This window comes from Flavobacterium hydatis (assembly GCF_000737695.1).
GTDB lineage: Bacteria > Bacteroidota > Bacteroidia > Flavobacteriales > Flavobacteriaceae > Flavobacterium > Flavobacterium hydatis.
In genome coordinates, this window is sequence record NZ_JPRM01000021.1 from 55,912 (window position 1) to 75,432 (window position 19,521).

Sequence of the window (19,521 nt, forward strand, 5' to 3'; positions counted from 1 at the left end):
GATAAATTCACCATTTATCTAAAAAATTGCCGCACGATTTCTCCCAGAAATACATGTTGCTAACTTTATACATTACAAAAACTCACACAAAATGTTCAAGAAAGGATCTAAACTAAATAGTATTTTAAAAGGAACTTGTCCTCAATGTCAAAACGAAAGTATGTACGAAGATAAGAACCCGCTACATTTAACCAAGGTTTTAAAAATGAATGAATCTTGTAGTCACTGTGGACTTAGGTATCAAATTGAGCCTTCGTTTTTTTATGGAGCTATGTATGTAAGTTACGGATTAAACGTAGCATTAGGAATTGCTGCTTTTATCATATCCTATGTTTTCCTAAACTCTAGTATCGAAGCTTCATTTATAGCAATTGTAGTAACACTAGTTATATTATTTCCTTTTGTATTAAGATGGTCAAGGAATATCTACATTAATATGTTTGTTTCTTACGACCCAACTATTAATATAAAAAAATAGAGATTGCAAAAGCATAAACAATTACACCTTTTTTTGATTGATTCCAAAAGATTAACCATATAAGATATGTAAGCTCATTTAAGAAATATATAAACTTATATTTTCTTAAATGGCTTAAATGGTTTAAAAATCTATACTTTTTTTGCAGAAAAACCGTTAAATGACTCGATCGATTACTTGTTTTTCTTTTTGTAAAATCGTTCAATATTTATTTCGATATCTAAAGGGATTTCATCTTCTATATTTTCGAATAAAGCTTTTGCTGTTGCAGGTCCGAGCATAACACCTCTCGTTCCTAATCCGTTAAGAATATGAAGATTTTTATGTTCATAATGCGTTCCTACCAAAGGTCTTCTGTCTTTTACTGTAGGACGAACGCCTGCAAAATGCTCTACGATTTCAAACTCACAGGTAATTATTTCGCGTATGCGCTCCAGAAGTTCTTGTTTTGCCTCTTCTGTAGGCACATCGGTTTTATCTTTCCAATTGTAGGTTGCTCCTACTTTAAACAAATCATTTCCTAAAGGCAGAATAAATACACTTGTATTTACAATCACGTCTAGATTTAAACCTTCGGTTTTTATAATAAATAATTCTCCTTTAGTTCCATCCAAAGGCAAATCATTAAAAAAAGGATTCTTATGCAATCCAAAACCTTCAGCAAAAATAATATGACGCGCTTGAATATTTTTATATTGAATGCCAAAATCTAAAAACTCAATTTGGTTGTAATCAAATGATTCTTCTAACAGCAAATTATTATCAAATAAATATTCTCTATATTTTTCTAATAATAAAGCTGTATCTACATAACCTGTATGTAAAACTTCACCATAATCATATGGAGAATCAATACTATTGTATTTTCTAGTAACTAACTTAGTTGACAAAAAAGGAGCTAGATTTTTTTTATCCGATGCACTAAACCAATTATTCTGTTCTTCTATGGAGAAGAACTTTCGTAAAATAGGCAATTGAAAATTGAATTTTGTTGCAAGTTTACTTTCAACATCAGCATAAAAAGAATCCATCAAAACCAGTTGTGGTTGCGCTTGCCAAACCTCACTAAATCTTTTAAGGATTACTGGATTATATAACCCTCCTGCAATTTTGGATGAATTTTGCGATTTATCATCTACAACCAAAATAGATTTATTATGCGACAATGCTTTTTCTGAAAAAGAAATTCCTGCTAAACCTGAACCAATAATTAAATAGTCAATCATAAAAATAAATTAAGCTGTTACTGCCAACAAACATAAATGAAAAAACTCTTACCAAAAAATGGTAAGAGTTTTTTATATTAAAGAAGGAAATTAAATTTTAGTAATTCCACATATCTGATTCGAAATTTCTAATTTTCTCTTTCACTCTCTCAGACTCCAACAATTGGTTCTGAGCGTTATCCTTCATGTATTCTTCTATAGCTCTATCTCCGTAAACGTTTTCTTCTTTATAGATTGTACTGTTAAAACGTCTAGAGTTTAAGATTTGATCAAAAGAAATTGGCATTGCAGAGTTTTTGTCATTAAAAGCTTTAGCTTCATGTAAAACACCTCTAGCATCTGGGAAGAATACCCAGAACAATTCAATATAATCTTTTTCTTCACTATTAATAGTGTAAACATCTGGAGTAACAGGACAAATTCCTAAAAGACGATACTTCAATTCACTCTGACGTTTGTCAAAATACCAATATCCTTTGATTTTATATTCTGTAACATCTTGAGCTGTTAAATCAGTTTTCAAGATATACTCAGAAGATATAGTTTTAGATGCAGGAACAGTTACAGTTTCTGAAGTTGTTACTTTGTTTTTTCCTTTACCAGTAGTCTTCTTTTTTTCGATAGTTTGCGTAACATACGCACCCGGATCTTGATTCAATTGTTCTCTACCAGCATCAGTTGTATCGATACGAGATAAAGAAGCCTGAATATCTTTCATAGACTTTTTGGTATTGAAATAACTATCAGTATAAACTTCAGTAATTTTACCATTTTTAATTGCCTTTGTCAAAACATCGTACATAGAACGTCTGTCCGAACCGATATTTGCAGTATCAATTGGGAAATACATAGAAAAGTTGATTTTTTCATTTAAATCAATGATTTCCCAAACAGTTTTCCCCATCAAAACGTCTCTATCATGTACATAACCATAAGCTAATGGTTTGTCATTATCAGAAACAAGTTGTGCTGGTGTTTTTAAACCAATTTCAGCTGGTGTTTTTGCATTAAGCAAATTCGACTGTGCAAATGTGGTATAACTCCCTGCAATAGAGATAATAGCTATTAAAAAATTTCTTACATTCATCATGGTATCAGTATAATATTGAAGTAGTTTTACTTTATAGATCTACTTATTATTGTATTTCGTAAATTACTGGAGCGGTTCTAGGCAATAAATAACTTCCTGCTCCAACAAGTTTAGTTTTAATCTCAGAAATAGTAACTTGGTCTCCTCTACCTGCTTTTGAAAGAACTGATTTACATTGTGCATTTAATCTATTACCAGAAACTACAACTGTAGGTTGTCCAGTAACTTTTAAATTAAATCCAACAACATCTAATCCAACTTCAAAATCAAAATCTAGTAATTTAGCACCAATTGTTGCAATCTCTAAGTTTGATTTAGGTCCTTTTACTACACCTACTTCTCCTCTAATTGTTCCAGTTGGTCCAGGAATACCTTTAATTCTGAAAGTTTTCTTATCAGAAACAGTAGATCCGTTTGGCAATGTACCTGTAACAGTAATTGTAGTTTCAGTACCTGTACTTGGGCTCATGTTATATTTACCTGGTTTACCAGCAGAAGATAATCCTGGAGCAGTTGCAACAACTTTATTATCAGCAACACCCGCAAATGATACTGAAATTGGGTTAACAACTCCTCTGTAAACTACATTCATTTTATCTGCAGAAATAGTAGCAGAGTTTGGTTTTGGTACTACAACATATTTACCTTCAAATTTAAGTGGAATGTTTTTTCCATCTTCTAAGAATGTAAATTGTCCGTTAATACTTTGCTCTCCAATTCCTCCAGCAGTCATCGAGATAACAGCTTGTCCGTTAACAATTTTACCAGGACCTGAGAATGAAGTAGGAGTCGTGTTTTCGTCATAACGACCTAAAACAACTTTACCTGTAACAGTTTCTCCTTGAAAGTAAGCACTTTTATCAAGAACTACAATCGCTTTATAGTTGTTATAAGAAGCTGCAGCTACTGCCGCTTTTCCTAAAGCTGAACTATAAACATCAGATTCTGCTTTTTTAACATCACTCTGCCAAGCAGATAATTTTGCAACTGAAGCTACAGCTGGAAAACCTTTAAAGTGATAAGCTAAAAATTTATCTTTTAAACCTTCTTTGTTTTTAACGTCAGAAGTATTAAATTTATTATCAATCTCAGCTACAATTGCACTATATTTTTTATCGCTCAATACAGATTTCATATCTGCTCTATATTGATTAATTTTTGCAACGATTTCGTTACCCTTTGCAGTGTAACCTTCACCTGTAAACCAGTTATCAATATTATCACCTTTGTCCATAGACTCGTAAGGTAATTTTCCAGTTTCTTTATCTTTTTCGAATCCTTTTAATACATCACCTTTTAAAGTCCCGATGTATGTATAAAAATCTTTAGATATTGCTGCCACTTTGTGAGCTGTTTGAGCTGCTGTTTCAAATTCACCTTTAGCCTCAGCAGCTTTCTGGTCTAATGACATCAACATTTGCTCATTAGTCATATTAGCAGACTCGTTTGCACTTTCAAATTTTTCATTCATTAAGCCAAAAGCAGATAATACTTCTTTTGACATATTCATTGCTAACATTGCGATAAAAACCAGATACATCAGGTTTATCATCTTCTGTCTAGGGGTTAATTTTCCTCCTGCCATATTTTCTAAATAATTAGTTTTTTATTAATAATAATTGTTTATAACTAATTATCCTTTATTATTCATAGCTGAAAGCATACCACCATATACATTGTTTAAAGAAGCAATATTTGCAGTCATAGATTGCATTTGCTCTTTTAACTTACCTGCATTTTCAGCGATTTCTTTGTTTGCTTCTGCGTTTCTTGAAGCACTTTCTAATTGAACTTTATATAAACTATTTAATGACTCCATTTGCGCAGCTGCAGTAGATAACTCTTCGCTGTATTTTTTTGTAGAAGCGATTGAATCAACAGTTGGAGCAATTCCTTTAGCAGCAGATTCAAAGTTTTTGATACTGTTACCTAAGCTTGACATTAACTCACCGTCAATTTTAGCTTCTTTAAGCATAACGTCTAATTTTTGAGATAATAGACCTTGTGCATCAGATGGGGTTTCAACTTTTGCAGCTTTAGTTTTTGCTTGACCATTAGCCAATTCTGGATAAACTAAAGTCCAGTCTAATTCTTCGTCAACCGGTTCAAAAGCAGATAATGCAAAGATTAATGCCTCTGTTACTAATCCGATTGAAAGCATCAAGGTTCCTGTTAACGGTCCGATTTCAAAGTGGGTAATTTTGAATAAAGCTCCAATAATAACTACTGCTGCTCCCATACCGTAAGCGAAGTTCATCGCTTTTTTACTTAATAATGCCATAATTTTGTTTGTTTGTTTTAGGTTTTAAAAATAAGGATTTGGTTATTGTTTTAATTGTACTCTCTAATTATAATTTACTTTTTTTATTCCCGGTCACTTGCGTTCCCATGTAATCTTGAACTGTTCTAAAACCAATAAAACTTCTTGCTGAATCTGCGTATTCAAAATCTCTAGTACTTACTTGTAGGAAATAAGCAACATCTTTCCAAGAACCTCCACGAACTACTTTACGCTTGTTTGAACCATCTTGAACATTAGGATTCATAGTAGATACATATTCGTAAGCATTTGGGCTGTATGAAGAATCTGTCCACTCGGCAACGTTACCTGCCATATTGTATAAATTGTATCCGTTTGGATCGTAAGATTTTGCTTCTACAGTGTATAAAGCATTATCTGCTGCGTAATCTCCTCTGTTTGGCTTGAAGTTAGCCATAAAACAACCTCTATCGTTTCTGATATAAGGACCTCCCCAAGGATAAGTAGCAGACTCCAGACCTCCTCTAGCAGCATACTCCCATTCTGCCTCTGTAGGCAATCTGAAAGAGTTCACTAAATCATGACCTTTTTTCTTCGCTTTTATGTATGTATTTTTGTTTAATGTTCTCCAAGCACAGAATGCTTTTGCTTGAGTCCATTGTACACCTACAACTGGATAATCTCCATATGCTTTGTGCCAAAAATAATCGTTATGCATTGGCTCATTATATGAGTAAGTAAAATCTTTAATCCAAACTGTTGTATCTGGGTAAACTTTAACTTCTTCTGTCTTAACGAAATCTTTTCTTTTTCCAACTTTAGCTTTAGCTGCAGCTTGAATATCCATCCAAGAATATCTGAATTTCAATTTATTAACATCAATAGTTCTTAAACCATTATATGACTCTTCGATAGGAATATACATAGAGTCCATTACTTCTGTATAATACTCATCTGGGTAAGCTTGAGTACCTTTAGCTAATTTTACTTTTCTGTTTAATTTTCTTCCTGCATAAGGATCATCTGCTGTACCAATACTATAGTAATTATCATACATGTATTTATCATAAGCAGTCATTTTTTCTGGATCAGAATCATTAAAAGCATAGTCTCCAATGCTTCCTCCTTTTTGACCTTTAGCATCGCCAGGTTTTTGACCCATTTCGTCTGCCATAATAGCTAAACGAACTCTCATTGTTGAGTCTTTTACCCACTCCACAAATTGACGGTATTCACTATTTGTAATTTCAGTTTCATCCATATAAAAAGAACGAACAGTAACTGTTTTTGTTGGTGCATCTTCTACTTGAGCTAAGTCATCATCTGACTTACCCATAATAAACGAACCACCCGGAACTAAAGTCATTCCATAAGGCTTTTCAGGATACCATTTCCCACCTTTAACACCTACCAATTCTCCTTTGTCACTTGACCTACCACAACTAATCATTAGTGTTAAAAATGCCGCAAATGCAATAAACTTCTTCATATATATTTGGATTATCTATTCATTATTATAAGTCCGTAAACCTATTTATTATTTTCTTAAAAAACAATAGCTTTTTTGTAAATTATTTCACGGTCCAAAATTAAAGTTAAAAAAAATAAAAAAAAAATATTTAGTCGATAAACTGCCTTAAAAAATCGACATAAAACGTTAAATCTTAGTATTTATAAACTTATTCCTACTAATAAAAACCGAAACAATACTTTCAAAAAACCCTTATATTCTAGTACCTTATTACGAAAACGATTACACAGTATTTTTACGTTGTGCTTTCCACCATCTTTCAGGTAATTCCTGATTACAAGCAGTCAAATATTCATCATAAGAACATGATAACAACGCATTTCTCTTCAATTTATTACTTCCGTTAGAAATAAAAGGTATTTCTATCCACCAACGGTCTGTTTTGTCGCTTTTATAAAAAACCAACTCCTCTTCTTCTAGCGGAACTATGTATTTTAAATAGTTTTTTCGGCTACCATATGGATACTCATTAGAACGATAATGATATCCTTCGATAAAATACCAAACAATTTGCGCCATTATAGGAGCTTCTTGCAATGTATTATTATGATTAAAAAGTCCAAAAGCAGACACTTTATCACTAATACCTGCATATCTGGCTAGCGAACAAATCTCTTTTCCATTAAACCCATTAGGCTCAAAAGTGATTGTATTTCCCGAATCGGCAGATTTTATTGAATTTAAATCGAAACTCACCAAATCGGCATCTCTAAAAACTGGCTCAGCAAGCGCAATTTTGTTCGAGATTTCTCCTAATCGATAAGCATCAAAAAACAACTTCTCGATTAAATCAATTTCTTCTTGTGAGTTATAATAAGTTTGATAACCTATATTACAATAATTAAATAGATTATTAGGCTCATCTACTATAATCTGAGTTAAGTATGAAGTTGCGGAAGAATCTTCACTTTCTTTCCCGAAATCAAATTTATTATCAACAGCAACCAAATTAACCATTTGCTCTAAATCATCGTAAGCACGATATAAAGCATAGGTCAAATCCTGAGATCCACCTATAACTATAGGCACAACTCTATTTTTTATTAAGGCTGCAGTTATTTTTTTTAAAAGATAGTAGGTGTCTTCTACAGAATTTCCTGGTAAAATATCCCCTAAATCAGCAATAGTCATGTCCCAGTTTCCAGGAAACATACTATATAACTTTTTACGAAAAGGATTTAAATTTACATCGCTAATCGCAGAAGTGTCTCCGCGATTATCCAGAACACCAATTATAGCAATATTCACTTTTGCTAAATCCGGGAACTGCTCTTTTGTATGTAAAACTATTTTACTTCCCAATTCTTGAGAAGACAATGTATCAATGTAGTTTAGAATTTCTTCGGCAACTGGTTGTAGAAAATCAAATTCCATTTTTTATTTCTTTTTAGCTACAGGTTTTTTAGCCGCCGCTTTCTTAGCAGCAGGCGCTTTCTTAGCAGCTGTCTTTTTTACTGGGGTTTTCTTTGCGATCATTTCCTGAACTTCGGCCAAAGTTAATTTTGTAGCATCAACATCTTTACTAAGTTCAATTTTAATTTTACCTTTGGTAATAACCGAACGTCCCCAACGTGCTTTTTCAACAAGAATTCCTTCTTCTTCCCAGTTATGAAGTACTTTGTCAATATTTTTTTGAAGTTTATCTTCTATCAGAGCTTCAATATCTGATTGTGATAAATTATCGAAATTGTATTTTTTACTTACGTTAATAAACAATCCATTCCATTTGATAAAAGGACCAAAACGACCCACTCCTTTTTGTACACCTTCTCCTTTGTAAACAGCAATAGGTGCATCAGCAAGTGCTTTTTCATCTATTAACTCTTGAGCTCTTGTAATTGTTACATCTAGAGGATCTTCTCCTTTTGGCAAGGAAATAAACACACTTCCATGACGTACATAAGGACCATAACGACCATTACTTACTTCTACTTCTTCTCCTTTGTATTCGCCTAAGTTTTTAGGTAATAAAAACAAATTCAAAGCTTCTTCCAGTGTTATGTTCCCGATATTTTGATCTGCCATTAAACTGGCAAATTTTTTATCTTCATCATCCGGCTCTCCAATTTGTGCCATTGGACCAAACTTTCCTAAACGAACAGAAACTGGTCTTCCTGAAACCGGATCTTTACCTAAAATTCTTTCTCCACTTTCTCTCTCAGCATTAGCCTCAACATCTTTTACATTTGGATGGAATTTATCATAGAACTCCTGCATCATTTGCGCCCAGTCGATATTTCCCTCAGCAATTTCGTCAAAATCCTGCTCTACTTTTGCTGTAAAGTTATAATCTAATATAGATCCGAAATTCTTAACTAAGAAATCCGTAACAATTGTTCCGATATCAGTTGGAACTAATTTCCCTTTATCCGAACCTGTATTTTCCTTAAGTAACTTCTCTCCTACTTTGTTTGATTGCAAAGTAAGTTGTGTATAATTACGTTCTTGTCCATCAAGATTTCCTTTCTCTACATAATTTCTGTTGATGATTGTAGAAATAGTTGGCGCATAAGTAGAAGGTCTACCAATACCAAGTTCCTCTAATTTCTTCACCAAAGAAGCCTCTGTATAACGTGCCGGTGGTCTTGAATATCTTTCGGTTGCCGTGATATAATTATTTAATAATTCCTCATTCACTTTCATTGCAGGCAACATTCCTTCTTGCTCTTCTTCGTCATCATCATGACCTTCAAGATACACTTTTAAGAATCCTTCAAAAAGTAAAACCTCTCCAGATGCTGTAAAAATTTCGCTATGATTATTAGCTTCAATTTTCACATTAGTTCTCTCTAATTGCGCATCACTCATTTGCGAAGCCAATGTTCTTTTCCAAATCAAATCATACAAACGAGCTTGATCTCTGTCAATATTCACTGTATGACGCGACATATCAGTCGGACGAATAGCTTCGTGCGCTTCTTGTGCTCCTTTGCTTTTGTTTGTAAAAGTTCTTGGTTTTGAAAATTCTTTCCCGTACGATTTAATAATTTCAGCTTGTGCCGCATCCATCGCATCTTTAGAAAGATTAACACTATCAGTTCTCATATAAGTAATAAGTCCCGCTTCGTATAAACGTTGTGCTAATTGCATTGTGATTCCAACTGGTAAATACAACTTTCTTGCAGCTTCTTGTTGCAATGTAGAAGTTGTAAATGGTGCTGTTGGTGATTTTTTGGTAGGTTTAGTTTCTAAATCCGATACCTTATATGAAGAACCTATGTTTTTATTTAAAAAATCTTCGGCTTCTTTTTTTGTATTAAAGTTTTTAGGCAATTTAGCCTTAAACGTTTTTCCGCTTTCATTAGTAAATTCAGCTACAACAGAATATGATGCTACTGCATTAAAATTCTGGATTTCGCGCTCTCTCTCAACAATTAAACGTACTGAAACCGATTGTACACGTCCAGCTGATAAACCTCCTTTAATTTTTCTCCATAATACAGGAGACAATTCATAACCAACCAATCTGTCTAATACACGACGTGCTTGTTGTGCATTAACCAAATTATAATCTATCTCTCTAGGATTTTCAATCGCTTTTAGGATTGCAGATTTTGTGATTTCGTGAAAAACAATTCGCTTAGTCTTTTTAACATCAAGTTTTAATTCTTCCGCTAGATGCCATGAAATAGCCTCCCCCTCGCGGTCCTCATCGCTTGCTAACCAAACCATTTCGGCATTCTTAGATAATGTTTTTAGTTTACTAACTAAAGCTTTTTTATCTGGAGAAACTTCATATTTAGGTTTAAAACCATTCTCTACATCCACACCGATTTCTTTTGAAGGCAAGTCGGCAATATGCCCATAACTCGACTCTACTTGAAAATCACTTCCTAAAAATTTCTCTATCGTTTTTGCCTTTGCAGGTGACTCAACTATTACTAAATTCTTTGCCATTACTCTATTTTTCTGGAACAAAAGTAGAAGTTTTTTTTAAATGAGAGTGCAACCAAATCGTTTTTTGAAAAAAATCATTTTTTGCAGTTGCTATTTTATACCTTAATATATAACAAAATTATTCTCGTTATTATGCTTTCCATTTCTCCTAAAACAAAGCAGAATCGAAATTTTATATAAAAACTACACTTTTCCAGCAACTACCACATCAATTCCCATTTCTTCGAGTTTCGTTTTAGTTTCAGCATCAATTCCTGCATCTGTAATCAGTACATCAATTTTACTTAAATCACAGATTTTACCAAATCCCCGAACATTCATTTTTGTAGAATCCGCCAAGACAATAACTTTCTCTGCAACCTCAATCATTGCCTGATTTAAATGTGCCTCTAAAGCATTTGATGTACTTAAGCCGAAATCTAGATGAACACCATCTGTACCCAAAAATAATTTATTGCACGAAAACTGACTCAAAGTTGCTTCTGCAATTGGCCCCACGGCCGAAGTAGAACTGTTTCGGATATCTCCTCCTAATTGTATTGTATCAATATTTGTTTCCTTACTAAGCTCTAACGACACTTTTAACGAAGGTGTAAGTACAGTTAATTTTTGAAATCCTTTTATAACACGAGATAAATAATGAATATTAGAACCCGACCCTAATATTATATAATCATGATTACTTATATATTTAACCGCCTCTTCTGCTATTTGTTTTTTTTGCTCTACTTGTAGCGCTTCTTTATCATTAACATCTCTTTCAAAAGCATAAATAGGCTGCTTACTTGCTCCTCCGTGTGTACGATGCAACAGCTTTTGATTTTCTAAAAAAGTTAAGTCCTTTCGTATGGTTACGCTTGAAACATTAAGTGTTTCGCATAAATCAACCACATTCACATATCCCTTTTGATTTAATTCTTTAAGTATATCCTCTTGTCGTCTATTGATTATAGTCATAAGTCCTCTTTATTATTAAGATTTTCCAGAATCGAAAGATACAACAATTAAATAAAAAAATAAATTTCATTTTGTTTTATTTAGTTTCATTTAATTTCGTTAAGTTTGCTATTCGAAAGCAAATTGATACAAAACACAACAAATAAGACATATAATGAAACGACTCGAACAATTAACAAAACTAAAACAAACTCCTGAATGGGATGTAATCGTTATTGGTGGCGGAGCTAGCGGACTAGGTACTGCACTCGATGCAGCTAGTAGAGGCTACAAAACAGTTTTAGTTGAAGCAATAGATTTTGCTAAAGGAACATCAAGCAGAAGTACAAAATTAGTTCATGGTGGTGTTCGCTACCTAGAACAAGGTGACGTTTCTCTAGTAAGAGAAGCTCTAAAAGAAAGAGGCTTAATGGCTCAAAATGCAGCCCATTTAGTCAAAAACCAATCTTTTGTAATACCTAATTACAACTGGTGGGGTGGATATTTTTACACTACAGGACTTACTATATATGATTTATTAGCTGGAAGACTAAGCCTGGGTAGATCCAAATATATTTCGAAGAAAAAAACTATCGAACTACTTCCTACAATTGAGCAAAAAGGCTTAGTAAGTGGAGTTATTTATCAAGACGGACAATTTGATGATTCTCGTCTGGCTATAAACATTGCACAAACTGCAGCAGAAAACGGTGCTTGCATTTTAAATTATGCTAAAGTTATGAATCTATTGAAAGACGATAATCACAAAGTTATTGGAGTTCAGATAGTAGATCATGAATCTGGCGAAAGATATGATATTAAAGGTAAAGCAGTAATTAACGCCACAGGTGTTTTTACCAATGCAATAATGAAACTAAACGATGCTGTATATAAAAAATACATCGTACCAAGTCAGGGAATTCACCTTGTATTCGACAAATCTTTCCTACCAAGCGATCACGCATTAATGATTCCAAAAACAAGTGACGGAAGAGTATTATTTGCAGTGCCTTGGCATGATAAAATAGTAGTAGGAACAACAGATACGCTAATTAAAAAACATAGTTTAGAACCTATTGCACTAGAATCTGAAATTGAATTCGTTCTCGAAACCGCACAAAGATTCTTAGCAAAAAAACCTACACGTGCTGATGTTTTATCTGTTTTTGCAGGATTAAGACCATTAGCTGCACCAGAGAAAGAAGGAACAAGCACTAAAGAAGTTTCCAGAAGTCATAAAATAATCGTTTCCGAAACTGGATTGATAACTATAACTGGTGGAAAATGGACTACTTATAGAAAAATTGCTGAAGACATCATAGACAAGGCAATCGTTGTACATCGTTTACCTAAAAAGAAATGTAAAACAGAACATATCGCAATTCACGGAAGTACAGAAACTAATGCTACAACCCGACAAAACCACTTATATATATACGGAACTGACATTCCAAAAATATTAGAACTACAAAATCAAGAACCTGAATTAAAAGAGAAACTACACCCTAATTACGACTACACTATGGCAGAAGTAGCCTGGGCTATTCGTCATGAGATGGCAAGAACGATAGACGATGTTCTAGCAAGAAGAGTACGTTTATTATTTCTAGATGCTCATGCAGCCATTGCTTCATGCGAAAAAGTTGGACATTTATTAGCAAAAGAACTTGGTCATGACGAAACATGGGCTCAAACCCAAATATCGCATTTCAAAACAATTGCTAACGGATTCATCTTATCAGATTTTCAAAAAAATCATCAGTAACAATACACATATATCATGGAGAATAAATTAATCTTAACACTAGACCAAGGAACAACTTCCTCTAGAGCCATCGTTTTTAATCATGACGGAGAAATCGTAAGTATTTCGCAAAAACCTTTTGAACAAATATTCCCGAAACCAGGATGGGTAGAACATGACCCTAATGAAATTTGGTCATCTCAAATTAGCGTTGCTGCCGAAGTTATTGCAAAAGTTGGAATTTCCGGAAAAGAAATAGCTGCAATTGGAATCACCAATCAGCGTGAAACAACAATTGTTTGGGACAGAGAAACCAGCGAACCTCTTTATAATGCTATTGTTTGGCAAGATCGCAGAACGGCAAAATATTGTGACGAATTAAAAGCACAAGGTCATACTGAAATGATCAAGAAAAAAACAGGACTTTTATTAGACGCTTATTTCTCTGGAACTAAAGTGAAATGGATTTTAGACAATGTTGAAGGAGCACGTGAAAAAGCAGAACAAGGCAAATTATGTTTTGGTACTGTAGATACATGGTTAATATGGAAGCTTACCCGTGGTAAAATGTTTATGACCGACGTTTCTAATGCAAGCCGTACTTTATTGCTAAACATTCACACACTTGAATGGGATACTGAATTACTGGAATTATTCAACATTCCAAGAGCCATGTTACCCGAAATAAAACAAAGCAGCGAAATTTACGGAGAAACCTGCACAACGTTATTCTCTACAAAAATTCCAATCGCTGGTGTAGCTGGAGATCAGCAAGCTGCATTATTTGGGCAATTATGTACAGATGCGGGAATGGTAAAAAACACTTATGGAACCGGTTGTTTCATGTTAATGAACACAGGTGACAAAGCAGTTTACTCTAAAAATAACCTACTTACCACCGTAGCATGGAAAATTAACGGCAAAACAACTTATGCTTTAGAAGGAAGCGTTTTCGTTGGTGGAGCAGCAGTACAATGGCTACGTGATGGTGCAAAAATGATTAGCTCATCTGATGAAATCGAAACTTTAGCAGCAAGTGTACCAGACAATGGCGGCGTTTATTTTGTTCCTGCACTAACAGGTTTAGGAGCACCACATTGGGATCAATATGCCAGAGGAGCAATTTTAGGAATTACAAGAGGAACAACAAATGCACATATAGCACGCGCCACTTTAGAAGGAATCGCTTATCAAGTACTAGATTTAGCAACATCGATGGAAGCTGATTTTGGAAGAAAAGGAAAAGAATTAAGAGTAGACGGAGGAGCTGCAATCAATAACTTAATGATGCAATTTCAATCAGATATATTTGGTTTTAATGTAATTAGACCAAAAACACTCGAGACAACAGCATTAGGCGCTGCATACTTAGCAGGTTTAGCTGTAGGATACTGGAAAGATATAAGTGACCTACAACAACAATGGCATATCGACAAAACATTTACTCCTAAAATGCCTAAAGCTGAAGTAGATAAACTAGTAAAAAATTGGGATAAAGCCGTTGGCCGTACTACAAACTGGATTGAGGACTAAAATTACGAATCATTAAAACTTAAGAGATGTCGCCATTTATTGCAGAAATCATAGGAACAATGCTTGTTATCTTACTAGGTAATGGTGTTGTCGCAAACGTAGTTCTTAAAGGAACAAAAGGAAATAACTCGGGATGGATTGTAATCACTACAGGTTGGGCATTTGCCGTTTTTGTGGGTGTAACCGTTGCAGGACCAATTAGTGGCGCACACTTAAACCCCGCTGTAACAATAGGACTTGCTCTTATTGGTAAATTTGCCTGGAGCCAGGTATCTTATTATATTATTGCTCAAATAATCGGAGCTATGTTAGGAGCATTCTTAGTTTGGCTATTTCATAAAGATCATTTTGCCATTACCGAGGATGAAGGAGGAAAACTTGCTTGTTTTAGTACAATACCAGCAATCAGAAATACCTTTTCTAATTTAATTAGTGAGATTATCGGAGCATTCGTTCTTATTTTCGTAATCTTCTATATCGCAGGCCCAGAACTTAGCATCAGCACTGCTTCAGACGCTAAAATCGGACTTGGATCTATTGGTGCTCTACCCGTTGCTATTTTAGTATGGGCAATTGGACTGTCTTTAGGCGGCACTACAGGTTACGCTATTAATCCTGCCAGAGATTTAGGACCACGTATTATGCACTCTCTTCTTCTTAAAGGAAGCAGCGACTGGAGCTATGCCTGGATCCCAATTATTGGGCCAATTATAGGAGCTTGCTTAGCCGCACTCTTATATACAGCAATGCTTTAGTATGGCTTTATAAATCAAAAAATCATGAAAAAAATATTATTTTTCTCTATAATCTCGATTATAGGGCTAGCTGGATACGCTCAAAAAAGAACAGCTCAAGACAGCATTTCTGCTCCAGTAGAAAGCACTGAACCATCTCGCTTAGACTTTAATGTAGGACTAGAAACCAGCCATCTATGGAGAGGACTCGTTATTAATGATGGTATGACCGCAACCGGAAATATTCACTATGCATTAAATGAAGGACGAAATTATACAGTTGGAATTTGGGGAGGTGCAGGATTTGACGGAACCTATCGCGAGATAAATTATTACATTCAATATCAAAAAAATAATCTATCAATCGGACTATGGGATTTATTTAATACTACAGGAATCGAAAACCCTGAAGTTTTTAATTACAATAAACTAACCACTACTCACCTTATTGATTTAAGAACTTCGTATCGCTTTCCTGAATCATTCCCTATACGAATAGAAGCTGACGTTTTACTTTATAGTGGTTTAAACGATAGAGAATTAGACAACAATAATAAATACAAAAGCAGATATTCAACTTACGTCGAATTAAGCTATCCTGTTATTCGAAATCAAAAAGTAAATCTAAATGTTTTCATGGGAGCCGCTTTTGCATTGGATGGAAAAAAATATTTATATACTACTAAAACAGAAAGTAGTTTTGATGTTGTAAACACAGGTATAAAAGCCACTAAAGATATTTCGGTATTCAACTATAAATTACCTGTTTCGGCAACAGCAATGTGGAATCCCGCTAATAAAATTGCAAGAGTACAATTAGACGTCAATTTGTTCTAATCTTTGCATAGATTTTAATTTGTTAATCAAAGCTCTCTTTATCCTCAAAAGAGAGCTTTTTTTGTTCAGACTCCCTCCTTTTGACATTTTCTTCTTTCTTTTTAAACAAAAAATAGACTCCTAAAATACATTTAATCAGCTAATTATGTTAAATTAGCAGTACAATAATCAATAACCAAACTGAAAAATATGAAAACTAGACTTAAACCATCTATTTTATCTATTCTCATTTTGATTTTACTTACTTCCTGTCAAAATGATAATGATAATCGAGACCATTCTCATGATTCCTTATTTTTTATTGATTACAGAAACCTAGAAGGAGGCGCAGACGGAATAGCCGTAATAGAACTCGATCCGGAATCGGCCGATTTTGGATCAATTAGCAACAAATTAGAATTAGGTATTGGAGTTTTACCACACCATATTTATTATAACTATGATACCAAAAAACTTTACACAACAGCTTTAGGAGGAAGTTATCTTTACCAAATAAAAACCGACAAAGATCACAATGGATCCCCTATATTAGTTAGTGCAAAAGCTATTAACACAGGTGAAAATACCGTAGGTGAAAATATATTTTTTACTAGTGACGGAAGGTATTTCATGACGTTCATGGGAGGTAGCGGAGGCTCAAAAGATGGAAGCATTGGCGTTTTTAACGCTAAGGACAACCAACTCATCAAAACCATTAAAGCCCCAATTGAAACTAATCCAAATAAGTTTATAATGTATCCGCATGGGATTTCTATTAATGAAAAAAAAGGACTAATGATGGTAACCTCTACAATTCATCCAGATTTAACAACTGGATTCGGTAACACTTGCACATTATTAGACATGAATACATACGAATTAAAAGAAACCTATCAAGTTGCAGACTCATCAACTGATTTATCTAGTCCTGTAGAAGTTTTATTATTACGAGGAGAGTTTCCGCAATATGCCTTTGCCACAACAATGTTAGGAGGTGATATCTGGATTGCTCCATACAATGAATCTACTGGCAAATACAATGCTTTTACTAGGATTTTTAAAGGATCTTCACAAGGATTAGGCTGGGCACTTGAAATGTACATCGATACGAATGGTAAACTATATGTAAGTTTTGCAGAACCTGGCAAAGTATTAGTCTTTGATTTAACTAATCTACCTAAAATTAAACTTTTAAAAACATTGAACGCAGATAAAGGAGCACATCACATGGCATTCTTCAAAACCAAATCAGGAAAAGAGGTTGTTGCTATACAAAATAACCTACTGAACCTTCCTAACTTGAATTCTGGAACAATCAGCGTAGTCAATATTCATACAGGTGAAACTTTAGGCACAGTCGATTTACGCACTCGTTATGGAATACTTCCTGAATCGATTGAAGGAACAAACGGCCCAGGAAGTTATATGCACCACTAAACTATCCCAAAATACTCTTACATCTTAGACAAATTGCCCCTTTATCAAATTGCAATTTAAAAAAGGGGCAATTATTTCATATTTAGCCATTGACAAAAATTAGACAATCTGAATTTTATAAGTTAATCAAATTAAAGACTGGCTCTATCAATAAAACCTTTCCTCATTCTCTTTTTTAAGAAAACAAGATCTGAAATAATGATCAAATAACATCCAAACTACCCCGAAGAAACCTATGACTTTGTTTTACAAGCACACTTGTTCTAGAGAAAAAACAATGGTTTAAAATAGTGTTAATTCTTAGTCTGACATCTTGTCATAATCATACAAATAATTGTATCTTTGCAATCTTATTAAAATACACTTTTGAAAGTGACTTATGGAAAAGATTATTGAAGAAAGCAAACAAGGAGAAAGTCTTGTTTTAGAACATAAACCTGAGAATACAAAAAAACTCTTTATAGAAAGTTACGGTTGCGCAATGAACTTTTCGGATAGCGAAATCGTTGCTTCAATTTTATCGTCAAATGGTTTTAACACAACTCAAAAGCTTGAAGAAGCTGATTTGGTATTGGTTAACACATGTTCCATTCGTGATAAAGCAGAACAAACCATACGTAAACGTTTAGAAAAATACAATGCTGTAAAGCGTATTAATCCTAAAATGAAAGTTGGTGTTTTGGGTTGTATGGCCGAACGTTTGAAAAGTCAGTTTCTAGAAGAAGAAAAAATCGTAGACCTTGTTGTTGGTCCCGATGCCTATAAAGATTTACCTAATTTATTAAGTGAAGTTGAAGAAGGCCGTGATGCTATAAACGTAATCTTATCTAAAGATGAAACCTATGGTGATATCTCGCCGGTACGATTGATGAGCAACGGAATCACTGCTTTAGTTTCCATAACTCGTGGTTGCGATAATATGTGTACATTTTGTGTAGTTCCTTTTACTCGTGGGCGTGAGCGTAGTCGTGAACCTCAAAGTATCATGAACGAGATTCAGGATTTATGGGACAAAGGCTTTAAAGAAATCACTCTTTTAGGTCAGAACGTAGATAGTTATTTATGGTATGGTGGCGGATTAAAGAAAGATTTCGATAATGCTACAGATATGCAAAAAGCTACCGCTGTAAACTTTGACCAATTACTAGAAATGGTAGCGGTTACTTTTCCTAAAATGCGTATTCGTTTTTCGACTTCAAATCCACAAGATATGCACGAAAGTGTTTTACACATTATTGCAAAATATCCTAATATTTGTAAACACATACATTTACCGGTTCAGTCAGGAAGTAACAGAATTCTAAAAGAAATGAACCGTTTACATACACGTGAGGAATACATGACTTTGATTGATAAAATCAAAACTATAATTCCGAACAGTTCCATCTCCCAAGATATGATTGCGGGTTTCCCTACAGAAACCGAGCAGGATCACCAAGACACAATGAGCCTAATGGAATACGTAAAATATAACTTTGGTTATATGTATTCGTACTCAGAGCGTCCTGGAACTTTGGCTGGAAGAAAAATGGAAGATGATGTTACCGAAGAAACCAAAGCAAGAAGATTACAAGAAATTGTCGATTTACAACAAAAACACGCTTGGTTTCGCTCTGAAGAATTTATCGGTCAAACTGTAGAAGTTCTGGTTGAAAAAGTTTCAAAAAAATCAACTGAAGAATTCTCAGGAAGAAATTCACAAAGTATTACAGTGGTTTTCCCAAAAGAAAATTATAAAATAGGTGATTTTGTAAATGTAAAAATTACAAGTTGTACTAGTGGAACATTAAAAGGTGAAGCTGTTGGATTAAGTGACATGAATTAGTCTTTTTTGTTGCC

The 19,521-nt window shown here is 34.0% G+C and carries 15 protein-coding genes; 7 read left to right on the plus strand and 8 right to left on the minus strand.

All coding sequences use genetic code 11. The features are described from left to right. Positions 1 to 91: 91 nt before the first annotated feature. The gene (locus IW20_RS13730) at positions 92 to 478 is read left to right on the plus strand and encodes a DUF983 domain-containing protein (protein ID WP_035623266.1); all 387 of its coding nucleotides are present in this window, start codon (positions 92 to 94) and stop codon (positions 476 to 478) included. Positions 479 to 651: 173 nt separating this feature from the next. Here IW20_RS13730 and IW20_RS13740 read toward each other — a convergent pair whose 3' ends face one another. From IW20_RS13740 to IW20_RS13775, 8 genes are all read right to left on the minus strand, one after another. After that, the gene (locus IW20_RS13740) at positions 652 to 1,704 is read right to left on the minus strand and encodes an NAD(P)/FAD-dependent oxidoreductase (RefSeq protein ID WP_035623270.1); all 1,053 of its coding nucleotides are present in this window, start codon (positions 1,702 to 1,704) and stop codon (positions 652 to 654) included. Between the two features lie 97 nt (positions 1,705 to 1,801). Beyond that, positions 1,802 to 2,791: a type IX secretion system ring subunit PorN/GldN gene (porN, locus tag IW20_RS13745; RefSeq protein WP_035623397.1), complete on the minus strand. Its 990-nt coding sequence runs from the start codon at positions 2,789 to 2,791 to the stop codon at positions 1,802 to 1,804. 49 nt (positions 2,792 to 2,840) lie between these two features. After that, entirely contained in the window at positions 2,841 to 4,379 is a 1,539-nt protein-coding gene (gene porM / locus IW20_RS13750; RefSeq protein ID WP_035623271.1) for a type IX secretion system motor protein PorM/GldM, read from the minus strand. Between the two features lie 48 nt (positions 4,380 to 4,427). Then, positions 4,428 to 5,075 carry a type IX secretion system motor protein PorL/GldL gene (gene porL, locus IW20_RS13755; protein ID WP_035623274.1) on the minus strand — a complete coding sequence of 216 codons (648 nt, stop codon included), beginning with the start codon at positions 5,073 to 5,075 and terminating at the stop codon, positions 4,428 to 4,430. 67 nt (positions 5,076 to 5,142) lie between these two features. Continuing rightward, complete coding sequence (porK, locus tag IW20_RS13760) at positions 5,143 to 6,543, minus strand: T9SS ring complex lipoprotein PorK/GldK (protein ID WP_035623277.1); 1,401 nt, start codon at positions 6,541 to 6,543, stop codon at positions 5,143 to 5,145. A gap of 264 nt (positions 6,544 to 6,807) precedes the next feature. Then, entirely contained in the window at positions 6,808 to 7,959 is a 1,152-nt protein-coding gene (locus IW20_RS13765) for a formimidoylglutamase (protein ID WP_035623281.1), read from the minus strand. Between the two features lie 3 nt (positions 7,960 to 7,962). Beyond that, positions 7,963 to 10,482 carry a type I DNA topoisomerase gene (gene topA, locus IW20_RS13770; protein ID WP_035623284.1) on the minus strand — a complete coding sequence of 840 codons (2,520 nt, stop codon included), beginning with the start codon at positions 10,480 to 10,482 and terminating at the stop codon, positions 7,963 to 7,965. Between the two features lie 183 nt (positions 10,483 to 10,665). Continuing rightward, positions 10,666 to 11,439 carry a DeoR/GlpR family DNA-binding transcription regulator gene (locus IW20_RS13775; protein WP_035623287.1) on the minus strand — a complete coding sequence of 258 codons (774 nt, stop codon included), beginning with the start codon at positions 11,437 to 11,439 and terminating at the stop codon, positions 10,666 to 10,668. A gap of 154 nt (positions 11,440 to 11,593) precedes the next feature. Between IW20_RS13775 and IW20_RS13780 the strand changes: the two genes are divergently transcribed. The 6 genes from IW20_RS13780 (at position 11,594) to miaB (ending at position 19,507) form a co-directional block, all read left to right on the plus strand. Continuing rightward, positions 11,594 to 13,183 carry a glycerol-3-phosphate dehydrogenase/oxidase gene (locus tag IW20_RS13780; RefSeq protein ID WP_035623293.1) on the plus strand — a complete coding sequence of 530 codons (1,590 nt, stop codon included), beginning with the start codon at positions 11,594 to 11,596 and terminating at the stop codon, positions 13,181 to 13,183. A gap of 15 nt (positions 13,184 to 13,198) precedes the next feature. Next, positions 13,199 to 14,695 carry a glycerol kinase GlpK gene (glpK, locus tag IW20_RS13785; RefSeq protein WP_035623295.1) on the plus strand — a complete coding sequence of 499 codons (1,497 nt, stop codon included), beginning with the start codon at positions 13,199 to 13,201 and terminating at the stop codon, positions 14,693 to 14,695. Between the two features lie 26 nt (positions 14,696 to 14,721). Then, positions 14,722 to 15,450 (plus strand): MIP/aquaporin family protein, encoded by a 729-nt coding sequence (locus tag IW20_RS13790; protein WP_035623297.1) that lies wholly within the window; start codon positions 14,722 to 14,724, stop codon positions 15,448 to 15,450. Between the two features lie 24 nt (positions 15,451 to 15,474). Then, positions 15,475 to 16,266, plus strand: a complete 792-nt coding sequence (locus tag IW20_RS13795; RefSeq protein ID WP_035623300.1) for a hypothetical protein — start codon at positions 15,475 to 15,477, stop codon at positions 16,264 to 16,266. 189 nt (positions 16,267 to 16,455) lie between these two features. Next, entirely contained in the window at positions 16,456 to 17,682 is a 1,227-nt protein-coding gene (locus tag IW20_RS13800; protein WP_051885765.1) for a hypothetical protein, read from the plus strand. Positions 17,683 to 18,061: 379 nt separating this feature from the next. Beyond that, positions 18,062 to 19,507: a tRNA (N6-isopentenyl adenosine(37)-C2)-methylthiotransferase MiaB gene (gene miaB / locus IW20_RS13805; RefSeq protein ID WP_035623303.1), complete on the plus strand. Its 1,446-nt coding sequence runs from the start codon at positions 18,062 to 18,064 to the stop codon at positions 19,505 to 19,507. The last annotated feature ends 14 nt before the right edge of the window (positions 19,508 to 19,521 follow it).